The following is a 20,375-nucleotide window of genomic DNA, read 5'->3' on the forward strand; positions in this document are numbered from 1 at the left end:
GTTAAGGCTGAACATGGGTTGATACCACACTGTTGTCAGTGCCATAGGCATTGGCAACATAGGCATCGGCTTGGTGGTCGTTATCCCACTCTTGGTCATCAATTAAGTAGCGAAAATGAAATTCGCTGTTTTTGGGAAGGCGCGTTTTAACGCGAAATGTGCTGCCTTTTTTCGAGCAGGTCATGGGCAAAGGTTGCCATTGATTAAATTCCGCCACGAGCGCAACACGGGCTGCGTGTGGGTGCTCATACTCAAAGGTCACTTCTGCTTCGTTTTTTGTTTTGAAAAAACGCTTCTTTAACATAGCTGGGCTCCAAACAAGTGTATATTTGTTCGCCACATCAATGTGCTATGGATACTGCTCAGCAAATCGGTGTGTTTTGCAAAGTCTGATGGCGAGGTTAGCAAAGAAATATGGACGCATTATTACAGTGCATATAATGCGCTTTCTCGGTGCAAACACGCCGAAAAGTGAGGGTGTCACCCGCCACATATAGGGTGTTAGCAGGATAAGTGCCAAGGCATCTGCTGCGAACCTCAAATAGATACAAGGGATAATAGAAACAAACCAACAAAACGCATAATGAGATATTTTCACGCGTGCTTGCGATCAGCTCACAGGGCAACAGACTGTTGCAAATCTAACACTGTTTAAGAGGGAGTTTGACTGAGGAAATTAATATAAGGCAGCGCTATTTCCTACAAAGCACCCAACGCCGTCGGTGCCAGATTGCAGCCTAGCCCAGCGCCAAGTTCACTGGCGCCCAGGCTCGTGCTTTTCATAACGAGGGAGCGCTGCGTCTAACTCATCCCAGTTTGCTTTTGAGGTCACAAAATTATGAGAAATGGGTCGCTCTATAATATCGCTGTCTAATGCTCCTAGGCGCAGCCGATACCTGTTTGGCGACTGTGCATTAGCACTGTAAATGGGTGCCCCGCACTGGCTGCAAAAGTATTTACGTTTACCCTCGGCACTTTGGTAATAAGTCAAAGTACCTGCTTTGTCTGTTATTTTTAAATCTTCTGCATTAATGAAGCCATTGGTTGCATAGGCACTGCCGCTGGCCTTGCGACATAAAGAGCAATGACAATGAATGATATCAGTGAGAGTGCCCTGCAATTGAAACTGGATTGAACCACACAAACAACTTCCCTTATACATCTGAATTCCTCTTTTAACTGTTCGCACTGTGCCCATAAATTAACGACAAGCAACTGACTCTGCGTTACACCACGCTATATGCCATGGCAACAACAGTGCGCCACCCTAGTGCCAAGGGCTGCCAATAACGTTTCCACGCCATACTGTAGTTTTATCTAATCACTTTAGGAGGTAAATAAATAGTAAATTCATTAATAGGTTCAACAAGAACGCTATGCGCGACTTGTTGCTCCTCTGGCGTCACTAAACCCAAGCGCGATAACAAGCCAAAGTTGGCCGATTCAAGGTTTGCCGGCTTCACTTCTAGCGCTTTGTGCCAGACTCGATACGTCCCCAGTTTACCGTCACGGCGATAATAAAAGCCCGCAAGCGGATGAGTTAAATATACCAACCCCGTTTCTACATCAGGAAAGCCCGGTAACTCCAGTTTAGAGTCTGGGCTTTGGGTTAGTTCAACATGTGCTGGCGCCCAATCGGCTTGGGTAACCATTTTATATTGTGAATATAGCCTGGTTGATGAATCGAACTCACAATCAAACTTCACTTTGCCACTATACCAAGGCAAGTTCCAAACAAACCTAGGGACAACTAACGTCCATGAATCCAACGTGGTACCTAGGAACCAAACACACCTTTCGTTGGTCTTTTTATCGATAATGTAGATGCGGTAGTTTGTTTGGCCCATGGTAAATTTAGGGAATGGAAAAACAGCCGAGGTAAAATCAACATCAATGAAAGGAACAACAGAAATTAACGCCTTTTCTTCACCATTAATTTCTAGGGTATCCAATTCAAATCGCTCGGGAAAAAGCCCCTCAAATCGTGAAGGGTCCACAGCATAAGTAATAATTGAGAAGTGTTGTAATTTGCACAGAACATCAATCCCTCTTGGCGCTGGCCGAGGGTGAAGAAAGTCTTTTAATTTTAATGAGTCCATCGACGTACAATCGCTCCACTACAACTAAATCTAGGTTTCTGGTTTGCGTTCTTTTTTTGCATTTTTGGGCAACAATATCTAACCTTTAAGCAGTTCCAATCTAACACTTTGCCATTCATCCCATGCATTCTCAGGGTCGATATCGGCATAACCTCTTTCTTCTGCCAGCTCCTCAGCAACATCAAGTGGCATAGCCATACATTGTGAAGAGTCTCTTATATCTAACACTTCTTGCTCAGTTAAGGGAACGCCTTTTTTCGTTTCGGCGTTTAATAGCACTGCGACTAATGCAGGAATATGAACGAGTTTTAAATCTTCATTATTTTGTGGGGGCAAAATATAAATCCTTTTATCTACGAGTCCTGGAGGGAACGCCTTACATCAAAGGCAGAAAAAGCGCTTGGGTTGAAGTGCAGCGAAAGCCGCGCCACTTTTTGCTATCCGAGTGCATGTGATTCTTACGCACCTCCTAGGCTCAGAAGCTTGAATATGTGGCACATAATAGCTCTCACTCCCCCAAAGAATTGGTCATTACTTCTAAATTGCTCCATGTAATTGAGCCACTTAGGCTAATTTCGCCAATACCATTTACTGAGTCGATATTCATTCTGATAATATCAGCTAGCTTTATTTTTTTACCATCATGATCAATATAGTCGTTAAATTTTAATATTCGTGCTGCTAATGGAGGCAACTCTAGGCCGTAAGGATCAATAGGATTAGGTTTAAACCCTGATTTAGCACCAGGCTTTGAAGAAAAAATTACAGCGTTGTCTTGTTGGCGATACTCAAATCGGCTTCCGATTTGTCGCATAACTTTCCCAATATCTGAAAGCTCATCTGTAATTAGAGCATTATTACCAATGTAGTAAAGTTCATCACCTTCCTTGTCTCCTAAAAGCATACTTACTCTAGTTAGAGCAGCAGCCATTTCGTCATTTGGGTAGCATGCATCAATAATTAGTGTGAAGGGCACGTTTGTCATAGCAAGTGCATTATAAAGTTGTTCTACAAGAATAAGCCCATCCCCAGATTCGCTAAGAGAAGGTTTATAGTTTTTCGCAGCACGTTCCGCGTAGTCTTTATTGACGTTACCTTGAAGAAGTACAATTTCTCCATTTGGTAAAGATAGGCCATGTCCTGTGTAATACACTACTAAGTGGTCGACGGGATTCTGCAAAAGCTCTAATGTTAGATCAATCGTCCAATCTAAAAGCCTCTCATCACTTAGCGGCATTTCTTTAGTACTATTAAGCTGTTTAGTAAAAACTGGATTATAGCTTTCAAATAAGCGCTCCATCAAAATAGATGCTTGTGTAGCTTGCGGTACGTTTAGTGAGCTAAAGTTCTCGTAATGAGCATTAGCAATGGTAATTGCTCCAAATGATTTATGATTCTTTTGAGCTCGCAATGAGTTTTCGTCTCTGATCTCTTTCACTCTTCTAGCACTCAACTCATTTAACACTAATTCTCCCTGATCAGATAAATCAGTGGCTACTCGGCTCGCCCCCATCACTTCGTAAGCAAATATTATCGGTGCATTGATAGAAAATGATATCTCTCTTCTGCCTTCTATATTGTCCGAGAAGTTAAAAGAGCCTAGTCTGGTTTTCTCGACTTCATACCCCGTTTTAGAAATTTCGGCGAGTGCCTTTATTCCCGCTTCACTAAGTGCGCGAACTACATACTCTATTTTCCCTATGTAGGCACGACTAACAATGATTGGGTCAATGTTTTTTTTCATTGCAGTTTGAACTAATTCGTTTTCATTTATTCTTTCTTTTAAAGCACCAACTGGTAGTTCTGCTACATATGCATCTTTAATTTTGAGAGTTACTTCTAGTTGCTCATCATTAGAAAAAGCGCTATTTAGTAAAGAGCTTTGACCCGCCCCCTGTACACTGGACATATCATTAACAATCGCCTCTACAGAGAATTTTTCGCCCTTCAAAACTGATTCATCATCTAAATTACCAGCGGTATAAACCATAAGTGATGACTTGTTTGGTGATAGTATTGTTCCTGGAAATCGGGCGTTTTTGGGGGGGAGGTTCAGAATTATTTTACTTGAATCGACATTTAAAGTTGAAGCAATTGAATCCTTTATAGTCTTTTTCTGTATGTCTCCAATAACAAAAACGGCAACTCCAATTATTGCAGTAATAGAAACGATAAAAAGCGTTATTTTCTTCATAAAAATCCCTTAAATTCCTAGACACCTAAAACACTGTCGAAGTTATTGCGGACGAGTTCTTTGATTGAATAGCACCCACCAGCAGAGGCGCAACATTGCTGCGTCCTGCTGGCTGGCTTTGTTATGTTCTTATTTGCAAAATACAAAAGTTAGAATCTCTTTGAGAGTTGACTCACACTCTTCAGTTAATTTTTGCGTGCCATCGATATAATTACGCACTCTCTTCCATGAGTTAAAAGGTTTATCACTAGTCTTAACAGACTCATTCTGCTCCTGATCCCAAAGTACAATTTCGGCTTAAACCAAATAGCTCTTTGTGTTTTTACCACGCCAATGTTTATTTATTGTTAATTAAGTTAGCAGCTGAGTTTCGTCACGTCGATACTCAGTCGTGAGGTGGAAAACGCGCAATGAGTTAATCGAGCCGAGTTTGGCTCGTTATGTAAATAGATAACTGTATTAAATTCAGGTGGTTGGAACTATTATTCACTCATTAATGGTTGGTATTACATTGCATAACACGCTCTGTTGGATAGGTTTTCGGGCGCTTCACCTATGAGCATGTCCAATGTGGTGACGCATAAAAAAACCATATGCCTATTGAAGAGAAATATTAACTCTCAACAATAACGCTTAAACATCTGAGTCTGCTGCTTTTCATATAAAAAATACGCTGCGTTTACTAGTGGGTTTAATAAAGTACAGCTTCATTTATTGCATCCACAAAAAAGCCAGCAGTGAGGCTGCTGGCTTTTATTGAAAAGCAAATGGGGCTAATTATTCGCCGTGGCGACCTTCCCATACCTCTTCAACTAGTTTTTTGTTGAAGGCTTGCAAATCGCCGGGCTTACGGCTGGTGACCAGGCCATTATCCACCACAACTTGCTCGTCTACCCAATTGGCTCCGGCATTTTCTAAGTCGGTGCGTATACTTGGGTACGAGGTGACTTTGCGCCCTTTTAATTTATCAATTTCCGCTAGCATCCACGGACCGTGGCAAATAGCTGCAACGGGTTTGATGTAATCTTCTTGGAAGAAGCCATCCACAAAGCGTTTTGCTTCGGTGTCTTGGCGCAGTGCATCGGGGTTAAATAAGCCGCCGGGCAGTACTAGGGCGTTGTATTCAACCGCGCTGACTTCTTGCGCTAGCTTATCTACTTTTATTTCTTCGCCCCAGTGGTCGTCCTCCCAACCTCGAATAGTGCCTGGCTTAATAGAGATAATGTCTACCTCGGCACCGGCATCGAGTAACGCTTTACGAGGAGATACCAGTTCGCTTTGTTCGAACCCATCAGTGGCTAGGATGGCTACTTTCTTACCTGCTAAAGGTGTACTCATATTAATCTCCTTTAAATTAAACACATTTAAGTATGAGCAGCCATCGTGCCAAATTAATAACCTACTGAAATTAATGACTTTTATAGTTTCTGGCTGTATTTTTAATGACAGCTTGCCTGCAAAGCTTTCAGGCTTTAATGAAACACTTACATGACCAAACGATGGGTGCTTAATACTTGAGCACACAGTGCAAAAGCATGGTGCAACCACAGTTAAAAATGACCCAAAACAGTGCTTAACACCCCTTTTAAATACTTCCATCAAGCTATAGGTCTATGTATTTATTACTCTTTGTATTAATGGCACAGATTATTCATTAGCTACAGCGTCACCCACATCAGGAGCGCCGTTATGCAACAGCTACGTGAAACCCTTTACCTACTTTGGCATTTCGATATTAGTATTTGGCAGATTCATGACTATGCGCAGGGTAAATACGATGAATAGCCTCGCGTCTGTGATGCCCCGTTTGTTGAATAAGCAAATTAGCGTCTCGCAAGCGGCGGCTCATACTAAGCTCTCTAAACGGGAAATATATAAGGCGCTGCGAATGCACGACCAAAGCTCATCGCGAGGCACTTTGCTCAAACGGCGCCAGCAGCTATTAAAACAACTCAATGACGTTGACATTGCACTTGCACAACATCACCGCTAGGTTTAAAGCTGCCCTTTACTGTTACAGGCATTTTTAAGGAGTACTATGCACAGCTATGAAGTAAACTTTGACGGCTTAGTAGGCCCCACCCATAACTACGCCGGATTGTCTTTTGGTAATGTTGCCTCTAAGCGTTTTGCAGCGCAGCCATCTAACCCTAAACAAGCGGCCTTGCAGGGGCTTGAGAAAATGCGCAGGATGCGTCAGCTGGGTTTACACCAAGGTGTACTGGCCCCTCACGCACGCCCTCATATGGCACTGTTAAAGCAGCTGGGGTTTACTGGCTCGGATGCACAAATACTCGAAAAAGCGTACAAATATAACCCTACTTTATTAAGTGCATGCTTTTCTTCATCAGCAATGTGGAGTGCGAATGCTGCCACCGTATCCCCCTCAAGCGACAGTGCCGATAACCGCGTTCATTTTACGGCGGCCAATTTAAGCAATAAGTTGCATCGCTCCATTGAAGCGCCAACCACGGGCCGGGTATTACAAGCAACGTTCGCTAATTCAAACTATTTTGCCCATCACGCCCCCTTACTTGGGCACGACCATTTCGCCGATGAAGGCGCTGCAAATCATACCCGCTTATGCCCAAAGCACGGCGATAAGGGCTTGCACTTATTTGTGTATGGGCGTGAGGCCTTTAATGAAGGCAGTGTGAAACCACAAAAATTCCCTGCTCGCCATACCCTTGAGGCCAGCGCTGCTATTGCTCGCTTGCACCAGCTCGATGATAGCCAACAGCTGTATATTCAGCAGAATCCAGAGGTGATCGACCAAGGCGTGTTTCATAATGATGTCATTGCCGTTGGTAATGAGCAGCTGCTTTTTTGCCACGAGCAAGCCTTTTATAAGCAACACCAAGCTCTGGATACAATAAGCTCTGCTTACAGTGCACTGTATAACGACGCCCATCGCCTTAGTATTGTTGAAGTACCCACCGAGGCAGTGAGTGTTGCCGATGCCGTGAGCAGTTATTTGTTTAATAGCCAGCTTATTACCCTGCCTAGCAATGCCACAGCGCTGATTGCGCCGCAGGAGTGTGCTGAGAACCCAGCGGTTAAGGCGTATTTAGATGATTTACTCACTCAGCCAGATACCTTGGATGAAGTTCATTACGTGGATATCAAACAAAGTATGCAAAATGGCGGTGGCCCAGCTTGTTTGCGCTTACGAGTGGTGTTAACTGAGCAAGAATTGGCTGCCACAAACCCAGCCTGTTTGTTCTCTGATAAGTTACATCACACCCTAAGTGATTGGGTGGAACGTCATTATCGTGACCAGCTATGCCAGGACGATCTGCGCGATCCGCTGCTGATCCAAGAATCTTACGCCGCCTTAGATGAATTAACTAAACTTATGAATTTAGGCAGTATTTATGATTTTCAGCAGTGATCGCTTAGTGCCTTAAAGCGATCGTGTAATGGCTATTTTATCAGCCAAAAGGCTGACCCTGTGCTAGGCTTAAAGAACGTTTATCACAGGGTTTGGCACTATGTTGTTAACGCGCATCATCTTCGCCTCCAGTATTTGGATGGCCTGCTCCATATCCGCCTTTGGCGCCAACGATCCGGTGATCTACCACTATTACAACAGCGAGGGCATTGCGGTATTCACCGATCAAAAACCAAAAGTCAGTGGCTTTCGTGTTGTTGAAGTAAAATGCCAACGCTGCGAGCAATCGCGTTATCAAAGCTGGTATTCAACCCCTTTGCACCCCTACAAGTTTCGTCAAACCTTGTACGAAGAAGCGCTCAAAAATGACTTAGATGTGGCATTGTTGCAAGCCATAGTGCATGCCGAATCGGGCTTTAACCCTAATGCGCAATCACATAAGGGCGCCAAAGGGCTGATGCAACTCATGCCTTTACTAGTCAAAGCCTACAACATCGATAACCCCTTCGACCCCGATAGCAATATTGCCGCCGGCAGCGCCTATTTTGCTAAGCTATTAAAGCGCTTTAAAGGAAATACGAAACTGGCCGCAGCGGCCTATAACGCCGGCCCTGGCAACGTTGCCCATTACAGTGGCGTGCCTCCTTTTCAGCAAACCCGCGACTTTGTTAAACGTGTCGATATTCTCCATAACCGTTATCGCCAACATCAACAGCTATTAACTTTAACAGTACCGCGCCAATACCCGAACGGATTGCTCAGTGCAGCGCGCTAGCTACGCTAAGACATACCAATTGTGTGAGTGAAGTGATAACTTAATCATCATAACTGGGGTCAGTGCGGCAATGTGCCCGTAGATGGATGTGTATGCTTAAAGATATTATTCGTTGGTGTCGTCATTATGTGCGTTTATGCGTGTTTTTTATTGCCGCGTTGCTGGGTTTGCAAGTGCCGGGCTTTGTTGACGATTATGGCCATGCACTGCGTGCAAGCAACGACGAGGTAACACAAGCCATTGCCCCGTTTAAAGACGACGCCAAGCAATTCTTTGATGGCTCCTTAGAAAAACTGTTGGCTCACTATCAACAAAGTGACGACCGCATTTATGCCAAAGGCGGTGACAATTTAGCCTTACTCTTGGAGCGCCAAGAGCAACTAGAGAACGCAGTATCTGATTATCAAAGTAACCCTTATTGGCACTTGCTGACTGCGCCGGTGATTGATGTTGGCCAGTCGGTATGGCAATCCTACCGCCCGCAAATCCAACTGAATATGGCCTCTTTAGGCAGTGCCTTGGTGGTGGCGTTAATGATTACTTGGTGTGTTGAGGGGCTGTTTGTTTTATTAACCAGTGCCCTGCTCGCTGTGCTATCGCTGTTTATAAATGTGCGAAGCACATCTTCATAAAATCATAAAACACTTCAACTCTGCGCGTGGCTAAAGAATGTTGCGCGCGCAAAAACCACACCGGCGCTTGTGGGTTGACAAGCGCTTGAGGCAAGACTTCGACTAATTCACCGCCGTCCAATGCCTGCTTAATGGCTATTTGTGATTTTATGGCAATACCATGGCCTGCCAGTGCCGCCGAGGTCATGTTATCTGAATTCGAAATGGTAAAACGAGTACGGGCATTATAAGTGCGCACCTGTTTGCCCACCTGCAGCTTAAATTGCCGTTGCCAAGGTAAGCACACAAAATAGTGCTGCTGAAGTTGTGCAACACTCTGTGGCATACCGTAACGGGCAATATAACTAGGCGCGGCGCACAGTAAACGGTGGTTATCCACCAGTTTGCGCGCAAGCAAACCTGAGTCGGGCAATTGCCCAACGCGAATAGCCACATCCTGGCGCGTTTCAACGATATTGACAAAGTGGTCGGTAATATTGAAATCCAAGGTTAATTGCGGGTATTGCTGTTCAAACTCACCCAGTCTCGGCATAACAAACTGAGAAAAGACCCAAGGCGGCATGGTTACTTTGAGTACGCCCGCCACCGTGGAGCTACGCGCGCCTATTTCAAATTCTGCGTCGTACAGCGCCTCTAAAATTCCCTCAATTCGCTGGTAAAAAATCTCACCTTGCGGTGATAGCTTTAACGAGCGCGCATCACGAAAAATAAGCACACTGCCTAAGTGGCGCTCTATTTTAGCCAGCCGATGGCTGACCGTGGCAGGCGACAGCCGCAGCTGTTTAGCGGCATTCACAATGCCCTGATGCTTAATGATGGCAATAAAGGTTTCCAAGTCGGCGGTGCTATACATGATTTAATTATTTCGAATTTAAGTTTCGTTATTTAGCACTATATGTAAAAAAATTAAATCAATAAACTGATGAAAACACACTATGGAGACCACCATGCGTACGTATTTCGTCATTCTCACTCTGATTTTTGGAGTTTTAACTATGCCCGCAAGCTATGCCCAACAACGACCTAAAGTTATCTTTTTTGATGTTAACGAGACCCTGCTTGATCTTGAAGCAATGCGCACTTCAGTTGCAGGGGCACTGGATGGCCAGCAACAATTGTTACCGCTGTGGTTTTCAACCATGCTACACCATTCACTGGTGACAACGGTCAGCGGCGACTATCAGGATTTTGGTGATATTGGCGTTGCCGCATTGCAGATGGTGGCAAAAAATCAGGGGATTGAACTTTCAAAGCAGCAAGCAAAACAAGCGATCGTGCCTGCTTTATTAAGCTTGCCCGCGCATGCTGATGTAAAACCGGGGTTACAGCGCTTAAAAGATAACGGCTTTACCTTAGTGAGCTTAACTAATTCATCAAATTATGGCGTGAAAACCCAGTTTGAACATGCAGGACTAACAACGTATTTCTCGCAGCGCCTGAGCATTGAAGACCTGCAAATATACAAACCGGATCTTCGCGCTTATCAATGGGCACTGAAAAAGCTAAACGTTGCACCCGAGCAGGCGCTGATGGTTGCAGCCCATGGCTGGGATGTGGCCGGAGCTAAGGCGGCGGGTATGCAAACCGCCTTTATTGCGCGCCCAGGCAAACAGCTTTACCCTTTAGCCCCAGCGCCTGATTATGTAGTTAACAGTGTTGAGGAGCTCGCAGCCCTGTTAACCCCTTAACGGCTAATTGGGTGTGGCTTGGAGGTGATCCACCAGCCACGCCTTTTCAGTGCGGCCATGATTGGTTTGCTCGTCGTATGCTTGCAGTTGCTGTGCTAGTTCTTGTTTTAGAGCATTGCCGATAAGCGCTGCCTGTTGTTCAATCACGCGGCAACTGCCCAACTCGGGAATGGCCTCTAGTTGCTCGTCTATGCGCTGTGCCATCGCCTTTATCATACGACCATGTTCATGCTCATGCTCGGCCAAATACGAAAACCACTGCGACCACGCCTTTTTCACACTCTCAGTACTATCTGTTAGTTGTGGCAGCGTGTATTCCAGTTCTAAGGTAGTGGTTACCTTATTGATATCACATTGGCGTGACTTACTATCAAACCAAAACTGCCAGCGGATATCGTAGTAGGTGTAACCATGCACAACCTTGTTATCACGCTTTACCGGCGAAGCACTATCGAGTGCGTGTAAAAGACCATCGGGCGCGTCGGCGCTGACGGCATAGTTTTGTGTGGTTTCATCAATGACAAGTTGAGCATGAAGCGAAAATGAAAAAAGTAAAAAGATGAGATAGCGCACAAGAGTTCCTTTTTGGCGTTGGCTTGTTAACGCCGCTATTTTATCAAGTACGTGGGTTTGTACCACTAAAAGATAACAATTGTGTGAAATATCATAAATTTGCTGCCAACTGTGGAGATTATGCTCAGGTCTTTCCAAAAATCATCGACTTAGCTTGTACAGCCCACAAATACCAGCTAGTGTTAATACCAGTGTTTGAAGTTAATAATAAGAGAATTCATTGATGGCATCTCAGTGTCGCCGCTGCATTAACACGCCCCCTCTCCCTTTTGACTTTACCATGGCGTTCCAACCCATTGTTGATTGCCAACAAGGCGAGGTATTTGGGTATGAAGCGCTTGTGCGTGGCGTTAACAATGAACCCGCCGGTGCGGTAATAAGCCAGCTCACCGATGAAAATAAATATATGTTTGATCAGCACTGCCGTATTAAAGCTATTGCCTTGGCTGCCAAGCTGCAAATACCCTCGATGCTGAGCATTAACTTTTTACCGAATGCCATCTATGAACCTGAACGATGTATCAAAACAACACTGGAAGCCGCTGAGCGTTACCAGTTTCCTATTGAGCGAATTATGTTCGAGTTTACCGAGGCTGAGAAGGTAGGTGATGCGCACCATATCAAACGCATCGTTGAGTATTATCGTAAATTGGGTTTTATGACTGCCACGGACGACTTTGGCGCAGGTTATTCAGGACTTAACCTATTAGCTGACTTTCAAACCGACATTGTTAAATTAGACATGTTGATGATCCGCAATATCGACCAGGATAAAACTCGACAGATCATCATAAAAAACTGTGTGAATTTGCTGCGTGAGCTGGGTATTCAGGTGCTTGCCGAGGGCATTGAAACAGAGGGCGAATATCATTGGTTGCGAGCAGCCGGCATTAATCTAATGCAGGGTTATTTGTTGGCGAAGCCCCAGTTTGAAGGGCTCCCAGAAGTACATATACCGAGTCACTAAACGCTTGAGCGGCTGCCTTAAGACAGCCGGTTAGCAAATTGTGATACCGCATCCACGACTTTTTGAGACGCTTCGCGTATTTCCTCAATCACCGCACTGGCATCATTGACTTTCTCTGCAACCTCGGTGGCTGTGTCTTTATTTTCACCTATGGTTTGCACCGCTTCCAAGGTCAGTTGCGCGTTATCATTGACCACTCCAATGATTTCCTCGGTCGACTTTGAGGTTCGCGAGGCCAACTCTCTAACCTCATCGGCAACCACCGCAAAACCGCGCCCAAGCTCACCTGCCCGCGCAGCTTCAATGGCGGCGTTAAGCGCCAATAAGTTGGTTTGCTCGGCGATGCCGCTGATGGCTTGAACAATTTTATTTATTTGCGCCGATTGCGCTTCAAGGGCATTGATCTTCTCAGACGCACTGTCCATTTTTGCTGCTAATTGGCTCATAACCGCTGCGGTTTCTTCCATAATGGCAGCCCCATCACTGGCACTGCTTTGAGTGTTAATTGAGGTGTCGTAAGCGATTTGAGCAGCATGATTTACTTGGCTTTCGCGCTCTACTTGCGCAGTGATGTCGGTGGCAAACTTAACTATCTCATAGAGCTGACCATGGCTGTCGAAAATAGGGTTATAAGAGGCTTCGAGATAAATTTCTCGTCCCTGCTTGTCGATACGCTTAAAACGGTCGGCAATGTAATCTCCGCGATTGAGCTTTTGCCAAAACTCACGATACTCATGGCTATTAGCCAGTGCCGGCTCACAAAACATGCTGTGGTGCTTGCCTTTGACTTCCTCAAGGCGATAACCCACAGTGTTTAGAAATAAGTCGTTAGCGTCGATTATATTTCCTTGAGGGTTAAATCGGATCACGGCCATAGAACGCTCAATAGCGCTGATGACATTTTCATTGTGCCTTGAGGTGTTAATGGTGCGGGTTAGATTCGATGCGAACAGATCAAAGTGCGTACAGTGCCCGCTGGCATCCACAATCGGCTGCAATACGACACGTAACCACAAGTGCTGGTCATTATTTTGCATTTCCAAAGCACCAGCCCAGTGCTTGCGCTGAGTTAACGCATTTTTAAGCGCCTTGTAGTGCTCCGTGCTGCGCGCCAAATTTGGCACGAAGTCGAGCAACGCTCTGGCTTGCCACGCGTGGCTGCTAATCTGGGTCTCAGTTTCAAAAAGTGTGTTGGCAGAGATAATCACTCCCTGCAAATCCATGGTTAGATGGATCATCTCTTCACTTAAACTAGAGAATATTTGCTTGTAAATGAGCACTTCATCTTGCAAGCTTTTCAGCTCAGCGAGGTGACTTTTTCGCAGAAACATGGTGGTACCATCAAAAGTAAATAATAAAAGAGCGAACGTTTAAAAACGTTTTGCATGGTGTGGTGGATCATAAAGCAGCTTATCACAGCATTATTTGACATAGCGCATAACATTCTCCTTAAGTTGAATGCTCACCCTTTGATTTATTATTGTATTATTATGCATATATAGCGAACAGTAAAATGCGACGAGTATAAAAAATGGGTTTATCGCACATTTCTAAGAGCAGTACATGAGCGGGCTAAGTCGAAATCAAATAGTTGGCCTTTATGCTGTTATTAGCACTCTTTGAATAGTTTCCAGCGATTGGTTTTGGCATTAGTACGGGGAGATTTCGAAGACTCGTTGGCGCTTTCTATTGGCAAAGGAGTGAGTTTTGTCCTGCTAATGTCTGTGGCCTTGCACTTTTTACTGAAGAAACTCAATAACGCTCAAACCTTTGTCTCTGCTGCTAAGAGCGATGAGCAGCTGCTGCTGTACAAATTACCCAACTACTTTAAACACATGCCTATTGTCACCTACGCCATTGAGGTGACTGCTCAGCGCAGCCAAACCGTATGGGTGAGTGACAATGTCGCCAAAGTGCTGGGATACCAAGCTGAGCAAGCAATGGCCATGGGTTGGTGGTCGAAAAGTCTACACCCAGACGATAAACTCCCTGCTCAAGAAGAAAAGTCATCGTATTATCGGCGCCGGTGGCGGACACCACTATTACCGCATCAAACACAGAGATGGCCACTATATTCATATTCACGACGAAATGCACTTGGTGAGCGGCTCTCACCCGTAGCGCTATATTGGTATTTTGTGCGATATTAGCGCCGAGGAAGGCGCGCTTAATCAGGTAAGACACTATTCTAGCTGGTTGGAAAATACCGTACTCGGCACGATTGAAGCTATCTCGAGCATGGTTGAACTGCGCGACCCCTACACGGCTGGCCACGAGTCCAGAGTAGGTGATTTACTGAATATTTGACCAAACCCACGCGCTTAAGCCACAGCGAGTTTGCCATTATTAAAACGCACGCTGAGCATGGCTATCAAATTTTAAAGAGTATTCCTTTTCCTTGGCCTATCGCCAAAGTCGCTTATCAGCACCATGAACGCATGGATGGCAGCGGCTACCCGCAAGGCTTGAAAGGCGAGGATATTTTGCTTGAAGCGCGCATTATTGCCGTTGCCGATGTGATTGAATCAATGGCCACATCTCGACCCTACCGCCATGCGCTAGGACTGGACGCTGCCCTTGTGGAAATAGAAACTAATGCCGGTAAATTATATGACCCCCAGGTTGTTAAAGCAGCGTTGAGCTTATTTCGTGAGCAAGGCTACCAGCTTTCGCAGCCCACCAACTAAGCTTAGCAACGCTGATAGTGTTTTTGGTGTGTAGGCGGCATCAGATACTTTGCACATTTATTGATCAAGCGCATTGATCATCTGCCCCGGGTTTGTTTTAGTGATACAACAGCAAAAAAGGAGAAATGGGTTATGTATATTAAACGAACTCTATCGCTTGCAGCATCGATGTTAATACTATCTGGCTGCGGTGTTGCTAATGATGTCACCGTTTGTACTGATGCGCCGCAAAGCCAATGGCTGGATCAAAGCGACTTTAAAACAACACTGCAAGCCAAGGGCTATAGCATCAATGAGTTTAAAGTGACCGATGGCAGCTGCTATGAGATTTATGGCACCGATAAAGATAACAACAAGGTTGAAATTTACTTTAACCCAGTAGACGGCTCGGTAGTTAAACAAGAAGCGCATTAGTGAGCAGCACAATCAAAATATGGGACCCGGTGGTACGTATCGTCCATTGGTCCCTTGTCGGCATCTTTACTACTAATTACTTCATTATTGAAGCCGGTGGCTCGTGGCATCAGTGGTTGGGTTACAGCGCTGGTGTTTTAGTGCTACTGCGGCTGATTTGGGGCATCTTTCCCTCGGGCTACGCCCGTATCCGCGCAGCCGTTATCAACCGCGCTGCGATAAGCGCGCACATCACTCACCTCAAAGAGCGCCATATCCCTACCGAATCCGGCCATAACCCTATTGGCTGGCTGATGGTGTTTGCAACTTGGCTGCTATTTATTGCACTTTCCGTTACTGGATTTATGCTTGAGGAAATCGATGCCCTGTTCGGTAACTCGCTACTGCAAGACATCCATGCCTTGGCGGCCAATACTCTGTATGCCATCGCCATTATCCATATTATTGCGGTTATCGTGGTTAGCTGGTGGGGGCGCATCCCGCTAATACCGCCCATGATTACCGGGCAACGAAAAAAACGCGACTAGCCTTTGGCGAATAGGTTGAAAGCCTAAATAAAAGATTTGTTTTTACGCGTTTTATAGTTAGTGCCTTAGGTTCTCATTCCCCGTTATCGCCCTAAACACTCATTTAACAAGTTAAACAGGTGAGCTCGGGGAAGTGGATATGCCAAGGGCATGTTAAGTTGCTAGGCATTTTTTTGCTAGAGGGTTTGCTGGAGACAAATACAGTCCGTACGTTGGTAGGTTCAACAAGCTAAAGCCCAAGACTCAATATGGCCAGTATGAATCATAGGGTAAAGATGTTTTTGTTACTAAGATTTTTGAGCAATATCACCAAGAACAGAACACTATTGTATTTTTCGTAAAAAACAGGCCAAATCGATATTAAATAGCAGTATACAGCGTTAAAGGGAATTAAATTGGAACTCACCAAAGACAGCACAACAATAGAAAAGCTTTTATTCCTGAATAAAGTAAACATTATTCTAGGATTCACAGTTATATTCTTTCATTTGAAAATTTTAGATAGCTACAGAGATACCTGGATGTTGATAACAGGTGTGTGTTTGATTGTCAATTCTGAAATATCCAGTTGTGTTAATTACATTATATGTAGCGAGGAAGATTTTGCTGAATTCATCACAAAAGATAACTTAGCATCCTATATTCACGTGTGGATTCCTTATTTGGCCACTTTTTTAGGGTTGCTAATCTATCTTTATTATTTTGCCTGGTATTTATCTTTTTCTTTGTTTATAGGAGTTTTATCTACTCAAATTGGTCATAGCTATAATGAACGTCGAATGAGAAAAAGATGCTAGCTGTTGAACAAATTGACATGGCATAATTTTTAAGTAGAAGAGAATCTTAAGTGGGAGATGGCGATGATTCAGCCATTGGCTACGACTAGACAAACCTAATGTTGCTTGTAGAACTATAGAATTTGGAGGCATATCATCATTGTATGAGTATACACAAACAAAGCCCCGCAGAGTCGGAAAAAAGCAAAGGGGACTAACCCCCTTTAATATCAAAGACCAATTAGACTAATAAACGCTGTGACAGCATGACACAAAGCGATGATAGAAGTGTTCGACAACTCAATTGTTATCTCAATCTTCATAGTTGTTTTCCTTATAAGGACGGTTGCACACTGCTTGCTGAAATTTTTGCATTGATATAGGCTTGATTTGTCAATCAAGAGCCTTGCTTCGGCAAGTACTTCCAAAAGGGTCGTGTTCCAGCACGACCCTTTTATTTAATACGCATATTAAAAATCCATACGTGTATCTGAATTATCACAATAGCAATATAGTGAGGCTACTAAGTGTTGGCAAGAGGCAAAAACCTTGACATATTGTGGATAAGTAAAACTGTAAGAAAAAATTAACTACAAGATTTTATCATTTAAATAACTTCTAAATATAACGATAAAAAATTAAGATATTTTTACAAAACATGATTTTTGATGCGTAAATTCTTTGTATTTTTAAGCCCCTAGGTTATTTGGGTAGATCTTTTTGTTTTTTACCTAGTTTTTTATTGAATTAAATTTTGGTATCACTCTAGTTGTAAGTGCTTTTTTCTCAATGATGAGCCTAACTCAACCAATCTGACGAGAACATTGCGCTAGTTGTGGCTATCTCTACATTAATGATCTTAGTAGCGGGTGCTATGGCTTTAACATATGTGACTCTCTGAGCGCTGCTCAGGGTGGTAAGGAAAGTATGGATCCAGTCTTGTATTCGGTGGTGTTTATTTCATCACACATATTCGGAATAGCAGCTTAATTTTTATAGATGAGCTTGAGCTGAAACTAGACTAAAAGTAAGTTGTTTACTTAGTTACCTTTATTCTTAAATCAGCTCAATGTGTTAGTATGCTTAGTGCATATTCTTTGCCGAGCAATTTGCATCATCGTATGCCGCTAAGCAGCGTTAAAAAATAGACACCTTTTTCGCGAAAAAGTATACACATATTTATACACACAGCGCGACGATTACGAAGACACATAATAACAACAGGCAAAGTAGTAAAGCAGCAAAACACTGATTTATATGGAAAAGCAATAATATGGCAGAACTCAGAAATGACAATGACCAGCCTACTATCTACTGGCACGATTATGAAACTTGGGGGGCAAACCCGCAAAAAGATCGTCCCAGTCAGTTTGCTGGTATTCGCACCGATTTAGATCTGAATATCATCGGTGAGCCGCTTATTGAGTATTGCCGTCCGGCGCCGGATTATCTGCCCCACCCCGAGGCCTGTTTAGTCACAGGGATCACGCCACAGCATGCGCTGCGTCATGGCCTTAATGAAGCAGAGTTTATCGCTAAAATTCATGACGAATTCGCCCGCCCGAATACCTGTGTGGCTGGTTACAACAGTATTCGTTTTGATGATGAGGTTAGCCGCTACACTTTATACCGTAATTTTTATGACCCTTACGCTCGTGAGTGGCAAAATGGCAATAGCCGTTGGGATATTATTGATTTAGTACGTGCCTGTTATGCCCTGCGCCCGCAAGGTATTAACTGGCCGCAAAAGGAAGATGGCAGCGTCAGCTTCCGCCTTGAAGACCTAACCAAAGCCAATGGCATTGAGCACGCCGATGCCCACGATGCCCTGAGCGATGTAAAAGCCACAATTGCGCTGGCAAAACTGATTAAAGACACGCAGCCTAAGCTGTATCACTTCTTTTTCTCGTTGCGCCATAAAAAAGCGCTGCTTGATTTGGTGGATGTTTATAACATGACGCCGCTAGTGCATACCTCATCGCGTATTCCTGCAAGCCAAGGCTGCACGACTTGGATTGCGCCAATGAGCTTTCATCCCAATAATAAAAACGCGGTGGTGTGCTTTAACTTAACGCAAGACCCGCAACCGCTGTTGGATTTAAGTGTCGAGCAGTTACGCGAGTATCTCTACACTCGCCATGATGAACTGCCTCCTGGACAAGCGCCGATTGGCTTAAAACTGGTGCATGTCAATAAATGCCCTATTCTTGCCCCCGCGAAAACCTTGTTGCCAGAGAACGCCGAACGTTTGGGGATCGATCGCGAACAATGTTTAGCCCACTTAAAGGTACTAAAAGCCCACCCCGAGTTACGCGATAAGGTCGCCGAAGTGTTTAACGACACGCGCCAGTTTGCTGATACCGACAACCCCGACTATCAACTTTATAACGGTTTTATCAGCAACAGTGATAAGGCCAAGTTTGATATTATTCGCGCCACTGAGCCCATGCAGCTCGCCGGTTTAGACATTGACTTTGAAGATGATAAATTCACCACCTTGCTGTTTCGTTATCGCGCCCGTAATTGGCCGGAAACGCTGACCCCCAGCGAGCTGGATTCGTGGCGAAAGTACTGTCAAAACAAACTGATGAATGGCGAGGACAGCCCCTCTATTGGGGCGCAAGACTTCATGCTCAGCCTAGAAAACCTAGTGCACGAGAATGAAGGCAATGAGCGCAATATGGCGGTGCTCAAAGCCCTATACCACTACGCCCAAAGCCTTTAGCTTGTGGGCGTATACCGCTACTTACTGGGGTTTAGCTTTTCCAGCCGCGCCAGTAAGCTGGAGGTGTCAAAACGGCCACCGCCCATAGCTTGTACGTCACTGTAGTATTGATCCACCAATGCCGTAAGACCTAGGCTAGCCCCGTTATTGCGCGCCTCATCAAGAGCAATACCTAGGTCTTTGCGCATCCAATCAACGGCAAAACCAAACTCATACTCTCCTTGCCACATGGTTTGATGGCGATTTTCCATTTGCCAAGACCCGGCTGCCCCCTTGGCGATGGTCTCTACCACCTTGTCGCCATCGAGCCCGGCTTTTTTCGCAAAATGTAAACCTTCTGCCAGGCCCTGTACCACACCGGCAATACAAATCTGATTTACCATTTTACAGAGCTGGCCGCTGCCGATATCACCTTGTAATTGGCTAAAGCGACTGTAGGCTGCCATCACTGGCTGCACCTTGGCAAAAGCCGCATCGCTCCCGCCACACATCACGGTTAGTACGCCATTTTCGGCGCCCGCCTGACCACCAGAGACCGGCGCATCAATAAAGGCAATACCTTGGGCTTTAGCGGCATCACCCAACTCCCTGGCAAGCTCGGCGGAGGTGGTGGTGTGATCAACCAGCAAGGCACCCTCGTGCATACCCGCCAGCGCCCCGTGCTCACCATAAATCACGCTGCGCACATCATCGTCATTGCCAACACATACAAACACAAAGTCTGCGCCTTGGGCCGCTTGTTCTGGCGTTGCAGCACTGCGCCCGCCATATTGCTCTACCCACTGCTGCGACTTTGACGCTGTACGGTTGTATACGCACACATCAAACCCTGCTTGTTGCAGGTGCCCGGCCATGGGGTAGCCCATGACGCCTAAACCGATAAAGGTACACATTTTTGACATAATTTTGACCTATTTGCCTGATAGC

At 44.9% G+C, this 20,375-nt stretch carries 21 protein-coding genes; 11 read left to right on the forward strand and 10 right to left on the reverse strand.

Translation table 11 applies throughout. From position 1 onward, the window contains the following. Position 1 precedes the first annotated feature (1 nt). The 6 genes from FIU82_RS08225 to FIU82_RS08250 form a co-directional block, all read right to left on the reverse strand. On the reverse strand, positions 2-304 hold the full coding sequence (locus tag FIU82_RS08225) for an isoamylase early set domain-containing protein (protein ID WP_022946533.1): 303 nt from the start codon (positions 302-304) through the stop codon (positions 2-4). Between the two features lie 450 nt (positions 305-754). Beyond that, entirely contained in the window at positions 755-1,162 is a 408-nt protein-coding gene (locus FIU82_RS08230) for a GFA family protein (RefSeq protein ID WP_152440815.1), read from the reverse strand. Positions 1,163-1,313: 151 nt separating this feature from the next. Continuing rightward, a complete protein-coding gene (locus tag FIU82_RS08235; protein ID WP_152440816.1) occupies positions 1,314-2,099 on the reverse strand; it encodes a DUF2071 domain-containing protein in 786 nt (261 codons plus the stop codon). A 78-nt stretch (positions 2,100-2,177) separates the two neighbouring features. Beyond that, on the reverse strand, positions 2,178-2,435 hold the full coding sequence (locus tag FIU82_RS08240) for a hypothetical protein (protein WP_152440817.1): 258 nt from the start codon (positions 2,433-2,435) through the stop codon (positions 2,178-2,180). A gap of 172 nt (positions 2,436-2,607) precedes the next feature. Further along, entirely contained in the window at positions 2,608-4,293 is a 1,686-nt protein-coding gene (locus FIU82_RS08245) for a hypothetical protein (RefSeq protein ID WP_152440818.1), read from the reverse strand. Between the two features lie 777 nt (positions 4,294-5,070). Beyond that, a complete protein-coding gene (locus FIU82_RS08250; RefSeq protein WP_053910439.1) occupies positions 5,071-5,631 on the reverse strand; it encodes a type 1 glutamine amidotransferase domain-containing protein in 561 nt (186 codons plus the stop codon). 439 nt (positions 5,632-6,070) lie between these two features. Here FIU82_RS08250 and FIU82_RS08255 point away from each other — a divergent pair, with 439 nt between their 5' ends. From FIU82_RS08255 to FIU82_RS08270, 4 genes are all read left to right on the forward strand, one after another. Further along, positions 6,071-6,286: a hypothetical protein gene (locus FIU82_RS08255; protein ID WP_022946522.1), complete on the forward strand. Its 216-nt coding sequence runs from the start codon at positions 6,071-6,073 to the stop codon at positions 6,284-6,286. 45 nt (positions 6,287-6,331) lie between these two features. After that, a complete protein-coding gene (gene astB, locus FIU82_RS08260; RefSeq protein ID WP_152440819.1) occupies positions 6,332-7,684 on the forward strand; it encodes an N-succinylarginine dihydrolase in 1,353 nt (450 codons plus the stop codon). A gap of 100 nt (positions 7,685-7,784) precedes the next feature. Further along, entirely contained in the window at positions 7,785-8,459 is a 675-nt protein-coding gene (locus FIU82_RS08265) for a lytic transglycosylase domain-containing protein (RefSeq protein ID WP_022946520.1), read from the forward strand. 92 nt (positions 8,460-8,551) lie between these two features. Continuing rightward, positions 8,552-9,091, forward strand: a complete 540-nt coding sequence (locus FIU82_RS08270) for a DUF2937 family protein (protein WP_022946519.1) — start codon at positions 8,552-8,554, stop codon at positions 9,089-9,091. On the opposite strand, the gene FIU82_RS08275 is transcribed toward FIU82_RS08270, so the two are convergent. After that, on the reverse strand, positions 9,063-9,944 hold the full coding sequence (locus FIU82_RS08275) for a LysR family transcriptional regulator (protein WP_152440820.1): 882 nt from the start codon (positions 9,942-9,944) through the stop codon (positions 9,063-9,065). The genes FIU82_RS08270 and FIU82_RS08275 overlap by 29 nt on opposite strands. A 142-nt stretch (positions 9,945-10,086) precedes the next feature. On the opposite strand from FIU82_RS08275, the gene FIU82_RS08280 reads away from it, so the two are divergent. Further along, a complete protein-coding gene (locus FIU82_RS08280) occupies positions 10,087-10,779 on the forward strand; it encodes a haloacid dehalogenase type II (protein ID WP_253946360.1) in 693 nt (230 codons plus the stop codon). Positions 10,780-10,782: 3 nt separating this feature from the next. Here FIU82_RS08280 and FIU82_RS08285 read toward each other — a convergent pair whose 3' ends face one another. Continuing rightward, positions 10,783-11,352, reverse strand: coding sequence for a DUF922 domain-containing protein (locus FIU82_RS08285; RefSeq protein ID WP_022946516.1), 570 nt, complete (start codon positions 11,350-11,352; stop codon positions 10,783-10,785). A 223-nt stretch (positions 11,353-11,575) separates the two neighbouring features. Here FIU82_RS08285 and FIU82_RS08290 point away from each other — a divergent pair, with 223 nt between their 5' ends. Beyond that, positions 11,576-12,319, forward strand: coding sequence for an EAL domain-containing protein (locus FIU82_RS08290; RefSeq protein WP_022946515.1), 744 nt, complete (start codon positions 11,576-11,578; stop codon positions 12,317-12,319). Positions 12,320-12,336: 17 nt separating this feature from the next. On the opposite strand, the gene FIU82_RS08295 is transcribed toward FIU82_RS08290, so the two are convergent. Next, complete coding sequence (locus FIU82_RS08295; protein ID WP_138507820.1) at positions 12,337-13,650, reverse strand: PAS domain-containing methyl-accepting chemotaxis protein; 1,314 nt, start codon at positions 13,648-13,650, stop codon at positions 12,337-12,339. A 312-nt stretch (positions 13,651-13,962) separates the two neighbouring features. Between FIU82_RS08295 and FIU82_RS08300 the strand changes: the two genes are divergently transcribed. From FIU82_RS08300 to sbcB, 5 genes are all read left to right on the forward strand, one after another. Continuing rightward, on the forward strand, positions 13,963-14,469 hold the full coding sequence (locus tag FIU82_RS08300; RefSeq protein WP_152440822.1) for a hypothetical protein: 507 nt from the start codon (positions 13,963-13,965) through the stop codon (positions 14,467-14,469). Positions 14,470-14,622: 153 nt separating this feature from the next. After that, positions 14,623-15,006 (forward strand): HD-GYP domain-containing protein, encoded by a 384-nt coding sequence (locus FIU82_RS08305; RefSeq protein ID WP_216651812.1) that lies wholly within the window; start codon positions 14,623-14,625, stop codon positions 15,004-15,006. A 168-nt stretch (positions 15,007-15,174) separates the two neighbouring features. Continuing rightward, positions 15,175-15,420 carry a PepSY domain-containing protein gene (locus FIU82_RS08310; RefSeq protein ID WP_235045764.1) on the forward strand — a complete coding sequence of 82 codons (246 nt, stop codon included), beginning with the start codon at positions 15,175-15,177 and terminating at the stop codon, positions 15,418-15,420. Next, the gene (locus tag FIU82_RS08315) at positions 15,420-15,947 is read left to right on the forward strand and encodes a cytochrome b/b6 domain-containing protein (protein ID WP_152440824.1); all 528 of its coding nucleotides are present in this window, start codon (positions 15,420-15,422) and stop codon (positions 15,945-15,947) included. The genes FIU82_RS08310 and FIU82_RS08315 overlap by 1 nt, the downstream gene beginning before the upstream one ends. Positions 15,948-17,996: 2,049 nt before the next feature. Next, positions 17,997-19,448: an exodeoxyribonuclease I gene (gene sbcB / locus FIU82_RS08320; protein WP_152440825.1), complete on the forward strand. Its 1,452-nt coding sequence runs from the start codon at positions 17,997-17,999 to the stop codon at positions 19,446-19,448. A 17-nt stretch (positions 19,449-19,465) separates the two neighbouring features. Here sbcB and FIU82_RS08325 read toward each other — a convergent pair whose 3' ends face one another. After that, positions 19,466-20,350, reverse strand: a complete 885-nt coding sequence (locus FIU82_RS08325) for an NAD(P)-dependent oxidoreductase (protein WP_053910427.1) — start codon at positions 20,348-20,350, stop codon at positions 19,466-19,468. Positions 20,351-20,375: the final 25 nt, after the last annotated feature.

Origin of the sequence: Pseudoalteromonas sp. THAF3, from assembly GCF_009363775.1 — a bacterium.
In the GTDB taxonomy this organism is placed as follows: Bacteria; Pseudomonadota; Gammaproteobacteria; order Enterobacterales; family Alteromonadaceae; genus Pseudoalteromonas; species Pseudoalteromonas ruthenica.

What these genes read in the sequence shown, in the direction of transcription:
- FIU82_RS08225 (WP_022946533.1), bottom strand. Translation starts at nt 304, where the DNA reads ATGTTAAAGAAGCGTTTTTTCAAAACAAAAAACGAAGCAGAAGTGACC.
- FIU82_RS08230 (WP_152440815.1), bottom strand. Translation starts at nt 1,162, where the DNA reads ATGTATAAGGGAAGTTGTTTGTGTGGTTCAATCCAGTTTCAATTGCAG.
- FIU82_RS08235 (WP_152440816.1), bottom strand. Translation starts at nt 2,099, where the DNA reads ATGGACTCATTAAAATTAAAAGACTTTCTTCACCCTCGGCCAGCGCCA.
- FIU82_RS08245 (WP_152440818.1), bottom strand. Translation starts at nt 4,293, where the DNA reads ATGAAGAAAATAACGCTTTTTATCGTTTCTATTACTGCAATAATTGGA.
- FIU82_RS08250 (WP_053910439.1), bottom strand. Translation starts at nt 5,631, where the DNA reads ATGAGTACACCTTTAGCAGGTAAGAAAGTAGCCATCCTAGCCACTGAT.
- FIU82_RS08255 (WP_022946522.1), top strand. Translation starts at nt 6,071, where the DNA reads ATGAATAGCCTCGCGTCTGTGATGCCCCGTTTGTTGAATAAGCAAATT.
- astB (WP_152440819.1), top strand. Translation starts at nt 6,332, where the DNA reads ATGCACAGCTATGAAGTAAACTTTGACGGCTTAGTAGGCCCCACCCAT.
- FIU82_RS08265 (WP_022946520.1), top strand. Translation starts at nt 7,785, where the DNA reads ATGTTGTTAACGCGCATCATCTTCGCCTCCAGTATTTGGATGGCCTGC.
- FIU82_RS08270 (WP_022946519.1), top strand. Translation starts at nt 8,552, where the DNA reads ATGCTTAAAGATATTATTCGTTGGTGTCGTCATTATGTGCGTTTATGC.
- FIU82_RS08275 (WP_152440820.1), bottom strand. Translation starts at nt 9,944, where the DNA reads ATGTATAGCACCGCCGACTTGGAAACCTTTATTGCCATCATTAAGCAT.
- FIU82_RS08280 (WP_253946360.1), top strand. Translation starts at nt 10,087, where the DNA reads ATGCCCGCAAGCTATGCCCAACAACGACCTAAAGTTATCTTTTTTGAT.
- FIU82_RS08290 (WP_022946515.1), top strand. Translation starts at nt 11,576, where the DNA reads ATGGCATCTCAGTGTCGCCGCTGCATTAACACGCCCCCTCTCCCTTTT.
- FIU82_RS08295 (WP_138507820.1), bottom strand. Translation starts at nt 13,650, where the DNA reads ATGTTTCTGCGAAAAAGTCACCTCGCTGAGCTGAAAAGCTTGCAAGAT.
- FIU82_RS08310 (WP_235045764.1), top strand. Translation starts at nt 15,175, where the DNA reads ATGTTAATACTATCTGGCTGCGGTGTTGCTAATGATGTCACCGTTTGT.
- sbcB (WP_152440825.1), top strand. Translation starts at nt 17,997, where the DNA reads ATGGCAGAACTCAGAAATGACAATGACCAGCCTACTATCTACTGGCAC.
- FIU82_RS08325 (WP_053910427.1), bottom strand. Translation starts at nt 20,350, where the DNA reads ATGTCAAAAATGTGTACCTTTATCGGTTTAGGCGTCATGGGCTACCCC.